Here is a 16727-nt window from a genome sequence, read left to right as displayed (position 1 = left end):
CCTCCACGACCCGCCCGGCCCCACGCCCGCAGAGCCCGCCCGCCCCGCGTCCCACGGAACGGCGGCCCTCGAACTCCTGGTCCACGGCGTGGGCGGCACCACCCCCGAGCGCATGCTGGACGACCCCCGCACGGTCCGGGTCACCGGTGACGACACGGCGGCCGTCTTCCGCCGTATCGACGACGCCGACGCCGAGTCCCGCCCCGAGGACCACCAGGGCAAACCGGTCCCCGAGGCCTACGTCTGGTGCAACCTCACCTCGGGCAACGGCTCCCGCGCCCTGTGGCTGTTGCTGCTGCCGTTCATGGTCGTCAACCTCGCCCACTGGATGCGCCCCAGCACCCGCGACCGACAGCGGACGGTACGCCTCTACGGCCTCCTCGTCCGACTGACCGGCCTCACCCTGACCGTGCTGCTGGTCGCCGCCGCCTGCGAGGTCGCCCTCGACCTGATCGCCTGGCAGTGCGCCGGCACACGCGCGTGCGCGGGGGAGCACACCTGGCTCGGCTTCCTCTCCCCGACCGCCTCCGACCACGGCTGGTGGAGCGGGCCCGGGCGCCGCCTCGCCCTGGCCGCCGCGCTCCCCACCGCACTCACCGCCCTCCTCTGGTACCTCTCCCATCGCACCTGGAGCGCCTACGAATCCCAGCGCCCCATGGACCCGGACGGCGACCCCCACCCCACGACGCCCCACCCCACGGCACCCCGCTCCCGACCCCGCCCCGTCGACGCGGACACCGAACGGATCGCCCTCGGCCGCCCCGGCTTCTGGTACGGCCGCCGCCTGGTCGCCCGACTCCGCGCCGCCCACGCGGCGGCCGGCTTCCTGACGGTCTCGGCCGCCATCACCACCCCGACGGCCCACTACGACCTCCGAGCCGACGGCCCCGCCACCCTGGACCTCCTGGGCCGACTGCTCATCGCCGCCCTCGTCCTCCTCGCGGTGGCCGTGGTGTGGGTGGTCTGCCGCAGGGGCCGTTCGGAGAACCGCCTCGACCAGGACCTCGACGACCACCTGGTACGCCGTCTGCCCGCAGCCTCGATCACCCTGCTCCTGCTCGCCGTGCTGTACGCGGGCTGGTCCCGCCCCGACTGGACATCGACGGGCCGACTCCGGGGAGACACCGCCTTCGCCGGAATCGCCCTGGTCCAGGTCCTTCTGATCGTCGCCCTCGGTGCGGTCGCCCACTCCCTGCACCGCTCCCGCCCCGACCCGCGCACGGCGATGCGCGGTCTGGCGGGCCCCGCGGTCGCCATGCTGGCCTGCGCCCTCGGCGGCGTGATGTCGGCGGGAGTCTCCCAACGCGTGTCCGACTGGCTGGACGGCACCGGCGACCCCCTCCCGGGCCCACCGATCCTCCTCACCTGGCAGGCTTCGGCGATCCCACCCCTGCTGCTCGTCGCGCTCGCCCTCGCGATGTGGCTGGGCCGTCGCACCTGGGTGCTGCGGAGAGAGGCGACACGAGAAGTGGAAACCGAGTACGACCTGGACAAGGAGGGCGGAGAGCCGCACGAGTCCATGGACCCGGGCCGGACCCGCCGTATCGCTCAAGCCCGGGCCATGGCCGCCCTGACGGACCGCGCCCCCCGCATCATCGGCATCGTCTCCGCCCTCACCCTCCTCCTCGGCATCGCGGCCCTGACCGGCGCCCTGACCACCGGCGACACACCGGCGAACGCGGCGCACGGCTCGACCGCGTTCATCAACGGCGCCGCCCGGACCGCACAGGCCCTCGGCTCCTGGCTGATCGGCGCGGGCGTCCTCCTCTTCGTCACCTGGGGGCGCCGCGCCTACAAGGACCCCTCGGCCCGCCGCACGATCGGCATCCTCTGGGACGTGGGCACCTTCTGGCCCCGAGCCGCACACCCCTTCGCCCCACCCTGCTACGCGGAGCGCGCCGTCCCCGACCTGACCTGGCGGATGGCGACCTGGACACGTACGACGGGCGGCCGGCTGGTGATCTCCGGCCACTCCCAGGGCAGCGTCCTCGCGGCGGCCGCCGCCTGGCAGTTGACGGCCTCCGATCGAGGCAGAGTCGCGCTGCTCACCTACGGCTCACCCCTGGAGCGGCTCTACGGCCGCTGGTTCCCGGCCCACTTCGGCCCGTCGGCCCTTGCCTCGCTGCACCGCGAGGTCGACTGCTGGCGCAACCTGTACCGCCCCACCGACCCGATCGGGGGCCCGGTGCAGGTGCGCGGCGACGGAGGCCCCCAGGTCGACGCCGCCCCCCTGCGGGACCCCCTCGCCTACGGCCGCACCGCCGACCACCCGCTGCCCGCCCCGATCCTCGGCCACTCCGACTACCAGGCGGACCCCGCCTTCGCCGACGAACGCCGGCGACTGCTGGCACGCATCGGCCCGGACGTACCGGGTCCGCGCCGGAGCTAGCCGCCCACCGCCGGCGGTCGGCCGCGATGGCCGCGACGGCCGCGACGGCCGCGACGGCCGGGGCACGGGTGGCCCGGGAGCACGGTCAGTCGTCCGTACACGACACATCCCCTTCCGGCCGCTGCCCGGTGCGCAGGAACGTGGTCACCACACGGTCCCCGCAGGCGTTGTCGGGGTCCAGATAGACCCCGTGCCCACCGCGTTCCACCGTCACGAGCCGGGCCCGGTCGCCCAGCGCGGAACGCAACTTGAGGGCACCGGAGTACGGAGTCGCGGGGTCCCGCCGGTACTGGACCATCAAGATGTTGGACGGACCGTCGTCCGTGACGCGGGTCGGCGTCTCGGCCGGCGCGTCCTTCCAGAAGGAGCACGGAGTGATGTTCACCGGCATCCCGGCCGTGAGCGGATGCCGTGCGCGGTCGGCGGCAACCGCCCGCTCGTGCGCCGCGACCGAGGTGGGCCAGCGGACGTCGTTGCAGACCACCGCCATGGTGACCGCCGCGTCCTCGTCACCCATCGGCCCCGCCACATCGGGCGTCAGAACCGGTGTCGCCCGGGGGTCCTGAGCCTGCCGTATCAGCCGGGCCAGGTCGTCGAACGAGGCGTTGTCGTAGAGGGCGGTCTGCATCGCCTGCCGCAGCCGGTTCCCGGTGAGCGGCACACCGGCGGTGGTCGTCGCCCGTGGCACGCGGTCCAACTCGGCCGCCAGGGACAGGAACAACGGCCGTACGTCCTCCGCCCTCTCGGCCAGCCGCAGGCCCTGCGCCTCCCGCGCCGGGTCGGCCGCCCAGGCCGCGAAGTCCGGGAACCGGTCCTCCGCGCCCCGCGCCAGATTCGCCAGCCAGCGGCGGGCCACCCGACGCGGATCGGGGTCGTCGTTGCTGTCCAGCACCCAACGGTCGGTCCGCTCCGGGTACTTCTGCGCGTACACCGCGCCCACATACGTGCCGTACGACACCGCGAACGCCGACAGCCTCTCCTCGCCCAACGCCCGCCGGAAGCGCTCGATGTCCCGCACTTCGTTGGCCGTGGTGAGGCTGCGCAGCACCGGCCCGCCGTTGCGAGCGCAGGCCCGCGCCGTACGGCGGGAGCGGGCCACGTTCTCGGTGATGTCGCCGTCGGGGGCGGGCCAGGAACGCAGGCTCACCAGGTGCCGGTCCTCGGCGGGCAGGCCGCAGCCCGCCCGAGTACTGCCGCCCACGCCACGCGGATCGAGGCTGACGAGGTCGTACGTGCCGCCCAGTTCCCGGCGCAGCGCGTTCCCCTGCTGGGCCAGCCGCTTCACGCCGGAGCCGCCCGGCCCGCCCGGAAGCACCAGCAGCGCTCCGCGCCGCTCCTCGGGGTGCTCGCTGCGCAACCGGGAGACGGCGAGGGTGAGTCGGGGGCCGTCCGGGTCGCGGTAGTCGAGCGGCACCGGAAGCTCGGCGCACTCCTGTCCGGCGGGGCCGTCGGGCTGCGCGCAGGGGCGCCAGTGGAGGGTGGGTGAGGCGGAGGCCGCGGGGCCGGTGACCGCCGTCAGCGCGGTGGCGGCGGCCGAGAGCGAGAGGGCGAGGACAAGGGCTCGTCGAGTGCGATGCGTCATGCCGACCATGCTGTCCGCCGGACCACTTCCGCCCCATCCGGCCACCAACCCACCACCGGTGGGGATTACCCCCTGGGGCTCACCCCCTCACGGCAGCTCCGGCAGGTCCTCCTCGTACAGCAACGTCAGGTCGTCCGTGCTGGGTTCGTCGACCTGGGCGACGCGGCCCGCGTGGCGCTCCACCATCGCCTCGAACGTCTGGCGTGCCGTACGGCCGTTGCCGAAGGCGGGGCCCTTCGGGAGCGCGGTGAAGTACTTCAGCAGGGCGTCCCCGGCACCCGGCGCGAGCCGGTACTCGTGCTCCTCGGCCTGCTGCTCCACGATCCGCAGCAGTTCCTCGGGGACGTAGTCGTCGAAGGTGATGGTCCGTGAGAAACGGGATGCCACACCGGGGTTGACGGTCAGGAACCGCTCCATCTCGGCGGTGTAGCCGGCGACGATCACCACGACCGCGTCGCGGTGGTCCTCCATCAGCTTCACCAGGGTGTCGATGGCCTCCTTGCCGAAGTCCCGCCCCGAGTCCTCCGGCGACAGCGCGTACGCCTCGTCAATGAACAGCACACCGCCACGGGCCCGTTCGAACGCCTCCTGGGTGCGGATGGCGGTGGAGCCGATGTGCTCGCCCACCAGGTCGACGCGGGACACCTCGACGAGATGGCCCTTCTCCAGGACACCGAGCGAGGCCAGGATCTCGCCGTAGAGCCGGGCGACGGTGGTCTTGCCGGTGCCGGGGGAGCCCGTGAAGACCAGATGCCGTTTCACGGACGCCGCCTTGAGGCCCGCCTGCTGTCGACGGCGGCCCACCTCGATCATGTCGGTGAGGGCACGCACCTCGCGCTTGACGCTCTCCAGGCCCACCAGCGCGTCGAGTTCACCGAGGACTGCCTTCGACGTCCGTGACGGCTTCTCCGGCTCGGCGGCGGGCACCCCGGCCGTGTTCGGCTGCGGCTCGACCGTCCGCTGCACCGGGATGGAGCCCAGCAGACCGGGAGACTGGGCGGTCGTCGCCTGGGTGACCGTCTCCTGCGCCGTCGGGGGGCGTACGCCCGCGCTCTCGTCGCTGGTGCAGTCCTCGACCACCGGCCCGCCGCCGGTGGCCCCGGGCCCGCCGTCCGCGAACTCGTAACCGCCGCGCGCACAGCGCTCCGTACGGCACTTGCGCAGGGTGGCCCGGCAGCCGTCGATGATGTGGAAGCCGTAGCCGCCGCTGCCGGTCACCCGGCAGTTGTGGAAGCTGCCGCGGCCCTCCGCCGACACATAGAAGCCCGCCTCGGCGGGCGAGGTCACCGTGCAGCGCTCGATGGTGGGGTCCGCCCCCTTGGTGACGATCACGCCGGTCTGGGTGCCGTCCACCGTGCAGCCGTTGAGCGTGCCACCGCTGCCGTGGTCGCGGAACCAGGCGCCCGTGGCCGCGTCCTTGATGCGGCAGTCGTCGAGCTGGGCGGTGGCGCCGTCGCTCACCGACACCGCTGTGTTCCGCACCTGCGTCAGATCGCTGTCGACGACGTCCGCGCGCGAACCCCGGTCGAGTACGAACAGCGCGTCCGGCACATCGTGCACTCGGCACGACTCCAGCACCGCCGTCGCGCCGTCGCTGACCCAGACCGCCGGATAGTCACCGGTGCTGTCGAAGATCTCGCACTGGTTGGCGTCCACGCGCGTTCCCGGGTCCCACACCGACAGGCCGTTGCGCCCGAACTGCCGCACCGACGTACGGGTCAGCGTGAGGACCGAGCGGGAACGCAGGTCCACCGCGTTCTCCGGGATGTCGTGGATACGGCAGTCCGCGAGGGTCAGCACGGCGTCCGTGTCGAGGGTGACGCCGTCGGCGGTCGTACGGTGCACATCGCAGTCGGTGAGGTGGGCCGTGGCCCGCCCGGTGATCTGTACGCCGCTGCCGCGGATCTCGTAGACCTCGCAACCGATCGCCTCCAGCGCGGAGTTCTCCCCGGTCGCCGTCAGGCCCGAGCCCGAAGTGTGGTGAATCCGGCAGCGGTCCAGGCGCGGATGACCGCCGCCGCGCACCGCGACACCGGCCTGCCCTGCGGCCACCACCTCGCACTCCTCGAACACACCACCGCCGCCGTCCACCACGGCGATACCGATCCCGGCCGGATTGTCGACCGTGCACCGCCGTACGGTCGGGCGGGCATGCCCCCGGACCTCGATGCCGACCGCGGAGCGCGTGACGATCCTCAGGTCCAGCAGCTCGGGTGCGCCGTCCTCGACGAGCAGGGCGGGCGCCGCCGCGTCCTGGCCCTCGACATGCAGGTCCTGCACCACGGCCGAGGCGGCCACGGTCAGCGGCACCCCGTCCACGGGCGCGATACGGACCGAGCCGGGCGAGCCCTCCGGGCCGCGCAGCGTAACCCCGCGCTGCACGACGAGGTTCTCCCGGTATGTGCCGGGAGCGACGATGAGCACATCGCCGTCGCTCGCGGCCTCCAGGGCCGCGGCGAGCGATGAGTACTCACCCGTGCGGCGCCGCCACCGCGATGTACCGGTGTGCGTCACCTGGACCGTGCCCTGTGCCATGGCGTTGCTGTGCCCCCACCTCGTGGAACGCGGGTGATGCCGAACAGTTCGGCTGGTCGGTCCACCGTAGCGTGCGCGGGCAGGGCGAGTTGACCGTAGTGGCAAGGCGGTCAGCTACCGGTGCCCGTCCTGCCCCAGTCCGGTCCCGCCTTGTCCCATGCCTGGTCCAGGCGGGCGTATCTGCGGCGGACCATGCGCCAGACGATCAGCCGCCGGGCGCTCTCGACCACTCCGGCGGCGAGGACGGCGGTGCCGAATCCGGCCAGCACGGCATGGGTGGTCGCGGTGGCGGTGTCCAGGGGCCGGCCGACTATTCGGCCCTGTCCGTCCGTCCACAGCGTGAAGTGGTCCCCGGGGTGGGGGGTCTTGAGGCCGGCCATGACCGTGCCCTGATGGTCGGTGCCGTCCGGGCCGGTCCAGTCGGCGACCACCCGGCTCTGCCGGTCACGGGTCGTGGCGGTCTCGGGGTCGGGGTCCAGCGGGGAGCCGTCGACCTTCTTGACGACGGTGGCCGTCACCAGATGCCGGGACTTGTGCTGTTCGCGCACCGAGCGCTGCAGTGCGTCCTGGGCGGCTGTCCCGACGACGGCGCCGATCAGGGGCGTGACGAGGAGGATCACGACGAGGGCCCCGAGCGCGAGCCACGCCTCCGCCAGATCCGTCGCCCGGCGCAGCGGATTGCGTCGCCAACGCCACAGCCCCGCGCACGCCCGCAGCCCACCGATCGCCCGCACGATCCCCCACACCCCCTTCCGCGTCCGTGATCATCTCGACGGCCGTCTCATGAAGTTCTCATCACCCTCAACGGCCGGGCCGGGTGTGTGTGTTCCCCGTACATGGACCCGATCGCCCGGAATGAGGTTTGGTTTTCAAGGTTATTGGGGTCGGTCAAAGCCGAAAGGAACAGAACTATTCGAGAACGCGCAGAGGGTCACCGATCCGCACCATGCCCTCGGATTCCGGGATCAGGTTCTGCCCGAAGACGAGCTTGTCGCCGAAGCGGCGGTGCCGGGCGAGGGTGCGCAGGGGCTCCCGGCCGCGTGCGGCGGTGTCCTGGTCGGTGGTGGTCACCACGCAGCGCCCGCACATCTTGGCGACGCGGAAGGTGACCTCCCCGACGGCGACGCGCCGCCAGCCGTCCTCCTCCCAGGCGTCCGTGCCTCCGACCACCAGATTCGGCCGGAAACGATTCATGGGCAGCGGACCCTCTTCGGGGTGCTCGCCGTGTGCGATCAGGGAGTTGAGGGCGTCGAGAGAGGCGAGCGTCGTGATCAGCAGGGGGTAGCCGTCGGCGAAGCTCACGGTCTCGCCGGGACGGGCGTACTCGGGGTCGATCGCGCGGCGGGTCGCCGGGTCGTCGAGGTGCACCAGCCGTACGGGGATCTCCAGGTAGGCGCTGAACCAGGCGTGTGCCTCGGGGGCGGCCGGTATGCCCTCCACCTTGTCCCGCCACAGCTCCACCGTCGTCGTGTCGGCCGGCTCGGGCACGGGGACGGTGAGCGGCTCGCGGCCGGGCGCGGACAGCACGAGGCCGCCGCCGGGCAGCAGCCCGGCGGCGGCCAACGCCATACGCGGATGCGGACGTTGAGTGATGACCTTGCCCGAGTCGTCCACCAGCACCCAGCGGCGGTCGCCCGCCAGCCCCCAGGGCTCCACGACGGCCTCGTCGGGCGCGAAGCCCCGGGCCGCCTTCAGCGGGTGGACATGGATCGAGTGCAGTGCCGGATTCCCCATGGGGTCATCCTGCCAGCAGCCGATGACAACCCCACGCGGAATGTCCGGACGGATACCTCGGCCCCCGCGGTCCTTCCGGCCGCGGCCTCAGTACCCCCGGTACTGCTGTCCGTTGTTGTACGGGTCCTGCGGGTACGGGGCGGCCGGGGCCGGGCGGGGAGCCGCCGGGCGCATGGCCTCGTACCCGGTGCCGCCGCCCATGGGGCGCTGCTGCTGCGGCTGGACGCCCGGGTAACCGCGCGGACCCGCGGCCTGCTGCGGGATGTACGCGGTGGGCGCCTGCTGCAGCGGCGAGGGCTGCTGGGTCTGCGGATAGCCGTAGGCCGGGGAGGGCTGGGAGGGGCCCGCCGGAAGCGCGGGCAGCGCCGACGGGAGCGCGGGCAGATTGCTGCCCGGGGTGTCGTACTGGGCGGGGACTCGGATCGGCGCGATCTGAGGGGTTCCCCGCTCGGCGACGAGGGAGTCGTAGATCGGGGTGTCCGCGAAGGACGAGGCGGAGTAGTAACCGCCGCCATAGGTGGAGCGGGGGGAGGTCATGGCACATAAGTTAAGCCCACGATGTGCTGGTTGGGGAGACCGATAAGAGGGTTGTTTTCCGTGTCGGCGGTGACGCTGGATCGCCAATGCGAGCGAACTCGGCGAAAAAGGGCAGCAAAGAGCGTTCTGATCGTGTAAAGGGCGAGTTCCCGGCAGGTTACCGGGGGTTGACCACTCGTCTTTCGGTACGGGTTCTGGGGGTTCGGGCACCTGTGGGAATAGGTTTGGCGCCGACAACGGAGCCGTAGGGAACCGATCGGATCGGTTGGCCGGTGTGGTATCGGCTGGGCGATCACCATCGGGTGATCTTCTGGACGACCATTGATGGGGGCGAGCATGTCAATGCCGAAAGGATCGAACGTCGTCGTGCCGACGACGGCGCTTCGCGTGGAATTGGGCTGGCGTTCCGGACCGGGAGTACCCGACGCGGACGCCTCGGCGCTGCTGCTCGTCGCCGGAAAGGTGCGCTCCGACGCCGACTTCGTCTTCTACAACCAGCCGGCGCACTCCTCCGGCGCGGTCCGCCACGAGGGCAAACGGGACAACGGCGGCCAGGTGACCGACGTGCTCCTCGTCGACCTCGCGCGCGTGGAGCCCGCCGTGGAGACCGTCGTGCTCGCCGCCTCGGCCGACGGCGGCACCTTCGGGCAGGTGCCGGGGCTGCACATCCGGGTCGTCGACGACCGGGCGGGCACCGAGGTCGCGCGGTACGACAGCGCCGACGCGAGTGTGGAAACCGCCTTTGTGCTCGGGGAGTTCTACCGCAGGCAGGGCGCCTGGAAGTTCCGGGCCGTCGGGCAGGGCTACGGCAGCGGACTCGAAGGTCTCGCCACCGACTTCGGCATCACGGTCGACGAACCCCAACACGCTCAGCGGACGCCGACGGCCCCGCCGACACCGGTGGCACCACCCACCCCCGTCACACCGCCCACCCCGGTCGCCCCGCCGGTCACCGTGCCGCCCCCGGTGACGCACGCCCCGCCCGCGCCCCCGGCGCCACCCGCGCAGCCCCCGGCCCCCGTTCGCCTCACCAAGGTCACGCTCACCAAGGAGGCCCCGGCGGTCTCCCTGGCCAAGCAGGGCGGCACCTCTGGCGCCATGCGCGTCAACCTCAACTGGGAGGTGCGCAAGCAGTTCACCGGCTGGGGCAGCAAACTGGGCCGGGCCGTCGCCATGCACGCGGACCTGGACCTCGACCTGTGCGCCCTGTTCGAACTGTCCGACGGCAGCAAGGGCGTCGTCCAGGCCCTGGGCAACGCCTTCGGGGCGCTGCACCGGCCGCCGTTCATCCACCTCGACGGCGACGACCGCACCGGAGCCGTGGCCTCCGGCGAGAACCTCACCATCAATCTGGACCACAAGCACGCCTTCCGGCGCATCCTCATCTTCGTGACCATCTACGAGGGCGCCCGCTCCTTCGCCGACCTCCACGCCACGGTCACCCTCCAACCCCAGCACGGCGCCCCCGTCGACTTCTCCCTCGACGAATGCACCGTCCCCTCCACCGTCTGCGCCCTCGCCCTCATCACCCAGCAGAACGGCGACCTCATCGTCCAACGCGAGGCCCGCTACCTCGTCCCCGAACGCGGAGTGAGCCCACAGCGGACGGTCGACCACGCCTACGGCTGGGGCATGAACTGGACACCGGGCCGGAAGTAGAGGCCCATGCAGCCCGGAAGCAAAGGCCCATACAGAGGAGCTAGCCCTCCTCCGGGACCGTGTCCGGGCGGGAGTAGGTGCGGCCCTTCCAGGCCGCACCCCGGCCCCTGTAGTGCTGTACCGCCGAGTCGACCGTCATCAGGAGGTACAGGAACGCGGTGAAGGGCAGCAGGGGAGCGAGCCACAGGGGCTGGGCGTAGTAGCGGAGCATCGGGGCGTACGTCGCCGTCATCAGGGCCCAGGCCGCCGCCCCGGCGCCCACCGCCCAGGGGTCCGCCGTGATCAGGCCGATCAGGAGGGCGACGGGCGGGACCAGATACACCAGGGTCAGGCCCAGGACCGTGCCGAGGAGCAGCAGCGGGTTGTGCAGGAGCTGGGCGTAGGCGCTGCGGGAGATCATGCGCCACAGGTCGTGGAGGCGGGGGTAGGGGCGGATGCTGTCGACCCGTTCCGCGAGGCCCAGCCAGATGCGGCCGCCGGATCTCTTGACCGCCCGGGCCAGCGCGACGTCGTCGATGACGGCCTGGCGGATCGAGTCCGGCACACGGGCCCGTTCCGCCGCCTCCGCGCGCAGGAGCACGCAGCCGCCCGCTGCCGCCGCCGTGCGTGAACCCGCTACGGCGATCCGGCGGAACGGATACAGCTGGGCGAAGAAGTAGACGAACGCGGGGACGACGAGGCGTTCCCAGACGCTCTCCGCGCGCAGGCGGGCCATCTGCGAGACCAGGTCGTAGCCGCCGGTGCGCGCCGCCGCCACCAATCGGCGCAGGCTGTCGGGGCGGTGGGCGATGTCCGCGTCCGTGAGGAGGAGGAATTCCGGGCCACGCGCGCGTGCCAGGGCGATTCCGTGGCGTACGGCCCAGAGCTTGCCCGTCCAGCCGGGGGGTGGTTCACCGGGGGAGGAGACCGTGAGGGGCAGGGCGTCGGGGTGGCGGGACAGGGCGCGGGCGAGGTCGCCGGTGCCGTCCGTGCTGTTGTCGTCGATCAGGAAGATCTCCGCGCGGCCCGGGTAGTCCTGGGCCAGCAGCGACGGCAGGCTCTCGGGGAGGACCGACGCCTCGTCGCGGGCGGGCACGACCACACAGACGCGCGGCCAGTCCCCGGGGTCCCGCCGGGGTGGGAGGCGTACGTCCGTGCGCCAGAAGAAGCCCTGGCCGAGCAGCAGCCACAGCCAGGCGGCCAGTGAAACGGTGGCGGTCCACGCGATGCCGGTCACATCCGCAGTCTGCCCCACGGCGACGGGCCCACCGGGGCGATCGACTATCGTGGCCGGGTGAAGATCGCGCTCATGGACTCCGGTATCGGTCTGCTCCCCGCCGCCGTCGCGGTACGGCGACTGCGGCCCGACGCGCACCTCGTGATCTCCTCCGACCCCGACGGCATGCCCTGGGGCCCGCGTACCCCCGAGGACCTGACCCGGCGTGCCCTGGCCGTGGCCGAGGCCGCCGCCGCGCACCGCCCCGACGCCCTGATCGTCGGCTGCAACACCGCCTCCGTGCACGCCCTGCCCGCCCTGCGCGCCCTCCTCGAACCGGAACTTCCGGTCATCGGCACCGTCCCGGCGATCAAACCGGCCGCGGCATCCGGCGGCCCCTTCACCATCTGGGCCACCCCCGCCACCACCGGCAGTCCCTACCAGCGCGGGCTCATCGCGGAGTTCGCCGACGGCGTGCCGGTCACCGAGGTGCCCTGCTGGGGGCTCGCCGAAGCCGTGGAGCACGCCGACGAGACGGCCATCGACGCCGCCATCACCGCCGCCGCCGCGCTCACCCCCGACGATGTCATGACCGTCGTCCTGGGCTGCACCCATTACGAACTGGTCGCCGACCGCATCCGCGCCGCCCTCCAGAAGCCGGGCCGCCCGCCCCTCGTCCTGCACGGTTCCGCCGGTGCCGTCGCCGCCCAGGCGCTGCGCCGCATCGGTGAGTTCCCCGCGCCCGACGCCGAGCCGACCGACGCGACCCTCACGGTGATCCTCAGCGGACGAGAGGGCGCGCTGCCCGCGCCGGCGCTCGGCTACGAGGAGGCCAGACTGCTCGGCGCGGTCGGCCCGGCACTGGCCCTGCGCCCCGAGCAGTAACGTTCCGCGACCAGGTGCCCGCGCTACGGAACCTGAGTACGCTCATTGCCATGAGGGACCACCCCCACGGTGAGAAGGGCTCCCCCGAAGCCCCCCATCCCGAGGTCTGGACCGGACGCGCAACCAACCGCGCCCAGTGGCTCCTGGCACTCGGCGGTGCCGCCTGCATGGCACTCGGCATCGAACTCGCGGTCGACTCCGCATGGACGTCCGGCACCCCGCTCGTCATGTCCGTCGTCGGCTGCATCGCCGCCGGACTGCTGGTCATGTTCGGCACCCTCGCCTTCGTGCACGTCTCCGTGCGCATCGACAAGGACTGCCTGGAAGTGCGCTGCGGCCACATCGGCGTACCGCGCCGCCGCATCCCCCTCTCGCAGATCACCGACGTCGACTTCATCGCCTGTGTCACCCCTCACGAGTGGGGCGGCTGGGGCTACCGCTGGCGGCCGCACAAGGGCACCGCCGTCGTCGTACGGCGTGGTGAGGGCGTCGTGCTCATCCTGGGGGACGGCCATACGTTCACGATCACCGTGGACAACGCGGAGACCGCCGTACGCGTCATCCGCGCCCACCTCCGCCCGAAGGCCCCCGGCGCCGCCCGCTGACCGCCCCACCGGTCACTCGCCCTCGGGCACGCCCACGCCGTCATCCCCGTCAGCCGCCGTCCGGTACGCCGGTGCCGTCGGACCCGTCCGTGAGCGGTCGTGCCGTCGCCATGCCCGCCAGCAGGCCCGCGCCCGCGGTCACCGTCGTGAAGCTGAGCGCGTTGCCGACCGCGGCGATGGCGGCCAGCGCGGTGAGGGCGGCGCCGGCGGTGAGGACGACCGGGGTGGGGCGAGGGGCGCGCCACAGGACGTACAGGACCCAGCAGTAGACCGTGGCGAGCAGGGCGACACCGATGAGGCCCTGTTCGGCGGCCAGTTGGAGCGGTGCCGAGTGGGGCTTGTCGTCGGAGGACGCCGACAGGGTGATCGTCGTGCCGAGCTCCCCGAAACGGCCTGGGCCCGCGCCCAGCAGCGGATCGTCGTGGGCCAGGTGGAGCGCGTCGCGCCAGAGCAGGACGCGGTGCGCGGTGAGCCGGCCCTCCAGGGCGTCGGTCAGTCCGATCGGCAGGACGTCCTCGGCGATCGCCCAGGTCGTCCCCGTCACCACGGCTGTCAGCAGGGCCAGCCCGGCGAGCCCCACGCCCCGGTGGCGCATACGGGCGGCGGCGAGCGAGCACAGCAGGACCCCGGTGCAGGCGAAGAGGCCGGTGGCCGAGCCGAGCACCCCGGCGGTCACCGTCACCCCGGCGGCCAGCAGCGCCAGGGCGAACCGCACGCCGGAGGCACGGGCCGCCCAGGCCGCGCAGCAGGCGGCACCGGCGGAGAGGGCCAGCAGCGCGGCCGTCGCGCCCGTGTGGCCCAACGGGGTGACCAGAAGTGAGCCGCCCATGGTGTGCGGGGCGGTGATCGCCAGGCCGAGAGCCCCCAGCGCCCCCACGGTCGGGGCGAGCACCGGCAGCAGGGCCCCGCTGATCCGGCCCGCCGCGTAACCCGCCGACAGCGCGAGCACCGCCAGCAGCACCCCCTCCGGGCGCCCGCCCCGGCTCGCCGCCGTGATCAGCGCCCAGGCCGCGCACGCCCCGAGCAGCAGCACACCCGTGACATCAGAAACGTTCCGTCTGTCACCCGCGGCCGATGCACCGGCCGCGGACTCCGTCCCTGTGGACCCCTGCCCCCTCAACTGTGTCAGCCCCCCGACTGTGCCGGGCCCCGATCGCCCGGCCCTGCTCGGCCGCACGTCAGAGCCTCGGGCACACCGTAACGGGTGAGGTGGCGATGTGTGGATGAGTTGCGCAGGAACGTTGCGGCCGCGGTGAGGAAAACGCCTCACAGGGGCCGCGCCGACCGTCCTGTCGGCGCCGGGGTGACGCGCCGTAGACTCGCCGAGTGACCGTCACCGCCACTCCCATAGACGAGCCGGAACAGCTGGAACCGCAGGCCGCGCCCGTCTCCCGTGTCTCCCGCTGGGGGCGCAAGCTCCTTCCGGCCGCCGTCGCCGCGCTCTGCGGGGTGCTGCTCTACGTCAGCTTCCCGCCCCGGACCGTGTGGTGGCTGGCGCTGCCCGCCTTCGCGGGCTTCGGCTGGGTGGTGCGCGGGCGGAGCTGGAAGGCGGGGCTCGGGCTCGGCTATCTGTTCGGCCTCGGATTTCTGCTGCCGCTGCTGAAGTGGACCGGAGTCGAGGTCGGCCCCGTGCCGTGGATCGCGCTCGCCGCCATCGAGGCGGTGTTCGTGGCGTTCGTCGGCGCGGGTGTCGCCGTCGTGTCGAAGCTGCCGGGCGCGCCGGTGTGGGCCGCCGCGCTGTGGACCGCCGGGGAGGCGGCACGCGCGCGTGCCCCGTTCAGCGGCTTCCCCTGGGGCAAGATCGCCTTCGGTCAGGCCGACGGGGTCTTCCTGCCACTGGCCGCGCTCGGCGGCACCCCGGTCCTCGGTTTCGCCGTCGTGCTCTGCGGCTTCGGGCTCTACGAGGTCGTACGTCTGGTCGTCGAGGCGCGGCGCGGCGGGGCCGCCCCGCACAAGGCGACCGCGATCGTGGCGGCGCTCAGTCTGGCCGTGCCCCTGCTCGCCGCCTTCGCCTCGCGTGCCCTGGTCAGCGACAAGGCCGAGACCGGCACGGTCACCGTGGCGGCCATCCAGGGCAACGTCCCGCGTCTGGGGCTCGACTTCAACGCCCAGCGGCGGGCCGTCCTCGACTACCACGCCAGGGAGACCGAACGGCTGGCCGCCGAGGTCAAGGCCGGCAAGGTCGCACAGCCGGACCTCGTGCTGTGGCCGGAGAACTCCTCCGACATCGACCCCTTCGCCAACGCCGACGCCCGCGCGGTCATCGAGCAGGCCGCCCAGGCCATCGACGCCCCCATCTCCGTCGGCGGAGTCGTCGAGAAGGACGGCAAGCTCTACAACGAGCAGATCCTCTGGGACCCCGAGAAAGGTCCCGTCGACACCTACGACAAGCGCCAGATCCAGCCGTTCGGCGAGTACCTGCCGCTGCGCGGATTCATCGGGGCCATCAACAGCGAGTGGACGTCGATGGTCCGCCAGGACTTCAGCCGGGGCACCGAGCCCGGGGTGTTCACCATGGGCGGCGCCAAGGTCGGCCTCGTCACCTGCTACGAGGCGGCCTTCGACTGGGCGGTGCGCTCCGAGGTCACCGATGGCGCCCAGCTGATCTCGGTGCCGAGCAACAACGCGACGTTCGACCGCAGCGAGATGACGTACCAGCAGCTCGCCATGTCCCGGGTCCGGGCCGTCGAGCACAGCCGTACGGTCACCGTTCCGGTGACGAGTGGCGTCAGCGCGATCATCATGCCGGACGGCAGGGTCACCCAGAAGACGGGAATGTTCGTCGCCGATTCCCTGGTGCAGAAGGTGCCGCTGCGGTCCTCCGAGACGCCCGCGACCAAGCTCGGTGTGCTGCCCGAGATGCTTCTGGTACTGGTCGCGGCGGGTGGGCTCGGCTGGGCCATCGGGGCCGGTGTGCGCGGGAGGCGCGCCGGTGGCGTGTAGCCGTACGCCTCAGGTGCGCGTCCTGGCAGGGCGGGGATGAGGGAACCGGCCCGTTAGGGTCGGAGCCATGCCTACCCCTGACTTCATCCGCCACATCCGCGCCTCCGCCGGTCACCAACTCCTCTGGCTCCCCGGGGTCACCGCGCTCGTCTTCGACGACGAGGGGCGCGTGCTCCTCAACCGCCGCTCCGACACCGGCAAGTGGTCGCTGATCGGCGGCATCCCGGAGCCCGGGGAGCAGCCCGCCGCCTGTGCCGTGCGGGAGGTCTTCGAGGAGACGGCCGTGACGTGCGTGGCCGAGAAGGTCGTCCTGGTCCAGGCCCTGGACCAGGTCCGCTACGACAACGGTGACGTCTGCCAGTACATGGACACCACGTTCCGGTGCCGGGCCGTCGGCGGTGAGGCCCGCGTCAACGACGACGAGTCGCTGGACGTGGGCTGGTTCTCGCTCGACGATCTGCCGGACCTGCACGAGTTCGGGCTGTTCCGGATCAAGCAGGCGCTGTCCGACGGGCCCACCTGGTTCGACCCGACCGTCTGAGTCAAGGCCTGGGGCCGGTGCCCCGACGCTGGACGGGAACAGGATGTTCAGCGGGCGCCGGGCCCGGCCGACACTCGCCAGCCACGGCCCGATCCCCTGCTGCCCGAGCAACTGCCCGATGT

The 16727-nt window shown here is 72.6% G+C and carries 13 protein-coding genes; 6 read left to right on the top strand and 7 right to left on the bottom strand.

Annotation, left to right across the window (positions count from 1 at the left end):
- The first annotated feature begins 112 nt into the window (after positions 1–112).
- Entirely contained in the window at positions 113–2389 is a 2277-nt protein-coding gene (locus ACWD4G_RS15660; protein WP_451293900.1) for a hypothetical protein, read from the top strand.
- Positions 2390–2474: 85 nt separating this feature from the next.
- Here ACWD4G_RS15660 and ACWD4G_RS15655 read toward each other — a convergent pair whose 3' ends face one another.
- The 5 genes from ACWD4G_RS15655 to ACWD4G_RS15635 all read right to left on the bottom strand — a co-directional run bounded on the left by ACWD4G_RS15655 (position 2475) and on the right by ACWD4G_RS15635 (position 8777).
- A complete protein-coding gene (locus ACWD4G_RS15655) occupies positions 2475–3971 on the bottom strand; it encodes an alpha/beta fold hydrolase (protein ID WP_451293516.1) in 1497 nt (498 codons plus the stop codon).
- A gap of 87 nt (positions 3972–4058) precedes the next feature.
- Positions 4059–6506 carry a right-handed parallel beta-helix repeat-containing protein gene (locus tag ACWD4G_RS15650; RefSeq protein WP_451293514.1) on the bottom strand — a complete coding sequence of 816 codons (2448 nt, stop codon included), beginning with the start codon at positions 6504–6506 and terminating at the stop codon, positions 4059–4061.
- Between the two features lie 110 nt (positions 6507–6616).
- Positions 6617–7240: an Rv1733c family protein gene (locus ACWD4G_RS15645; protein ID WP_451293512.1), complete on the bottom strand. Its 624-nt coding sequence runs from the start codon at positions 7238–7240 to the stop codon at positions 6617–6619.
- A gap of 175 nt (positions 7241–7415) precedes the next feature.
- Positions 7416–8240 carry an MOSC domain-containing protein gene (locus ACWD4G_RS15640; RefSeq protein WP_451293510.1) on the bottom strand — a complete coding sequence of 275 codons (825 nt, stop codon included), beginning with the start codon at positions 8238–8240 and terminating at the stop codon, positions 7416–7418.
- A gap of 87 nt (positions 8241–8327) precedes the next feature.
- Positions 8328–8777, bottom strand: a complete 450-nt coding sequence (locus tag ACWD4G_RS15635; RefSeq protein WP_451293508.1) for a DUF6643 family protein — start codon at positions 8775–8777, stop codon at positions 8328–8330.
- Positions 8778–9113: 336 nt separating this feature from the next.
- Between ACWD4G_RS15635 and ACWD4G_RS15630 the strand changes: the two genes are divergently transcribed.
- Entirely contained in the window at positions 9114–10436 is a 1323-nt protein-coding gene (locus ACWD4G_RS15630; protein ID WP_451293506.1) for a TerD family protein, read from the top strand.
- 40 nt (positions 10437–10476) lie between these two features.
- On the opposite strand, the gene ACWD4G_RS15625 is transcribed toward ACWD4G_RS15630, so the two are convergent.
- Positions 10477–11652, bottom strand: a complete 1176-nt coding sequence (locus ACWD4G_RS15625; protein WP_451293504.1) for a glycosyltransferase — start codon at positions 11650–11652, stop codon at positions 10477–10479.
- A 57-nt stretch (positions 11653–11709) separates the two neighbouring features.
- Here ACWD4G_RS15625 and ACWD4G_RS15620 point away from each other — a divergent pair, with 57 nt between their 5' ends.
- A complete protein-coding gene (locus ACWD4G_RS15620) occupies positions 11710–12516 on the top strand; it encodes a glutamate racemase (protein WP_451293502.1) in 807 nt (268 codons plus the stop codon).
- 50 nt (positions 12517–12566) lie between these two features.
- A complete protein-coding gene (locus ACWD4G_RS15615) occupies positions 12567–13121 on the top strand; it encodes a hypothetical protein (RefSeq protein WP_451293500.1) in 555 nt (184 codons plus the stop codon).
- Between the two features lie 49 nt (positions 13122–13170).
- On the opposite strand, the gene ACWD4G_RS15610 is transcribed toward ACWD4G_RS15615, so the two are convergent.
- A complete protein-coding gene (locus tag ACWD4G_RS15610; RefSeq protein ID WP_451293498.1) occupies positions 13171–14154 on the bottom strand; it encodes an O-antigen ligase family protein in 984 nt (327 codons plus the stop codon).
- A gap of 293 nt (positions 14155–14447) precedes the next feature.
- Between ACWD4G_RS15610 and lnt the strand changes: the two genes are divergently transcribed.
- Both lnt and ACWD4G_RS15600 read left to right on the top strand, forming a co-directional pair.
- Positions 14448–16064, top strand: a complete 1617-nt coding sequence (gene lnt, locus ACWD4G_RS15605; RefSeq protein WP_451293496.1) for an apolipoprotein N-acyltransferase — start codon at positions 14448–14450, stop codon at positions 16062–16064.
- Between the two features lie 67 nt (positions 16065–16131).
- Positions 16132–16605: an NUDIX hydrolase gene (locus ACWD4G_RS15600; RefSeq protein ID WP_451293494.1), complete on the top strand. Its 474-nt coding sequence runs from the start codon at positions 16132–16134 to the stop codon at positions 16603–16605.
- Positions 16606–16727: the final 122 nt, after the last annotated feature.

It is taken from the genome of Streptomyces sp. NPDC002643, assembly GCF_053592555.1.
This window is presented reverse-complemented; position numbering and strand designations above follow the sequence as displayed.

Bases quoted from the DNA above. Each gene is read 5' to 3' on its own strand.
- ACWD4G_RS15615 (WP_451293500.1), top strand. From the start codon at position 12,567: ATGAGGGACCACCCCCACGGTGAGAAGGGCTCCCCCGAAGCCCCCCAT.
- ACWD4G_RS15640 (WP_451293510.1), bottom strand. From the start codon at position 8,240: ATGGGGAATCCGGCACTGCACTCGATCCATGTCCACCCGCTGAAGGCG.
- ACWD4G_RS15635 (WP_451293508.1), bottom strand. From the start codon at position 8,777: ATGACCTCCCCCCGCTCCACCTATGGCGGCGGTTACTACTCCGCCTCG.
- ACWD4G_RS15655 (WP_451293516.1), bottom strand. From the start codon at position 3,971: ATGACGCATCGCACTCGACGAGCCCTTGTCCTCGCCCTCTCGCTCTCG.
- ACWD4G_RS15630 (WP_451293506.1), top strand. From the start codon at position 9,114: ATGTCAATGCCGAAAGGATCGAACGTCGTCGTGCCGACGACGGCGCTT.
- ACWD4G_RS15600 (WP_451293494.1), top strand. From the start codon at position 16,132: ATGCCTACCCCTGACTTCATCCGCCACATCCGCGCCTCCGCCGGTCAC.
- ACWD4G_RS15660 (WP_451293900.1), top strand. From the start codon at position 113: ATGCTGGACGACCCCCGCACGGTCCGGGTCACCGGTGACGACACGGCG.
- ACWD4G_RS15650 (WP_451293514.1), bottom strand. From the start codon at position 6,506: ATGGCACAGGGCACGGTCCAGGTGACGCACACCGGTACATCGCGGTGG.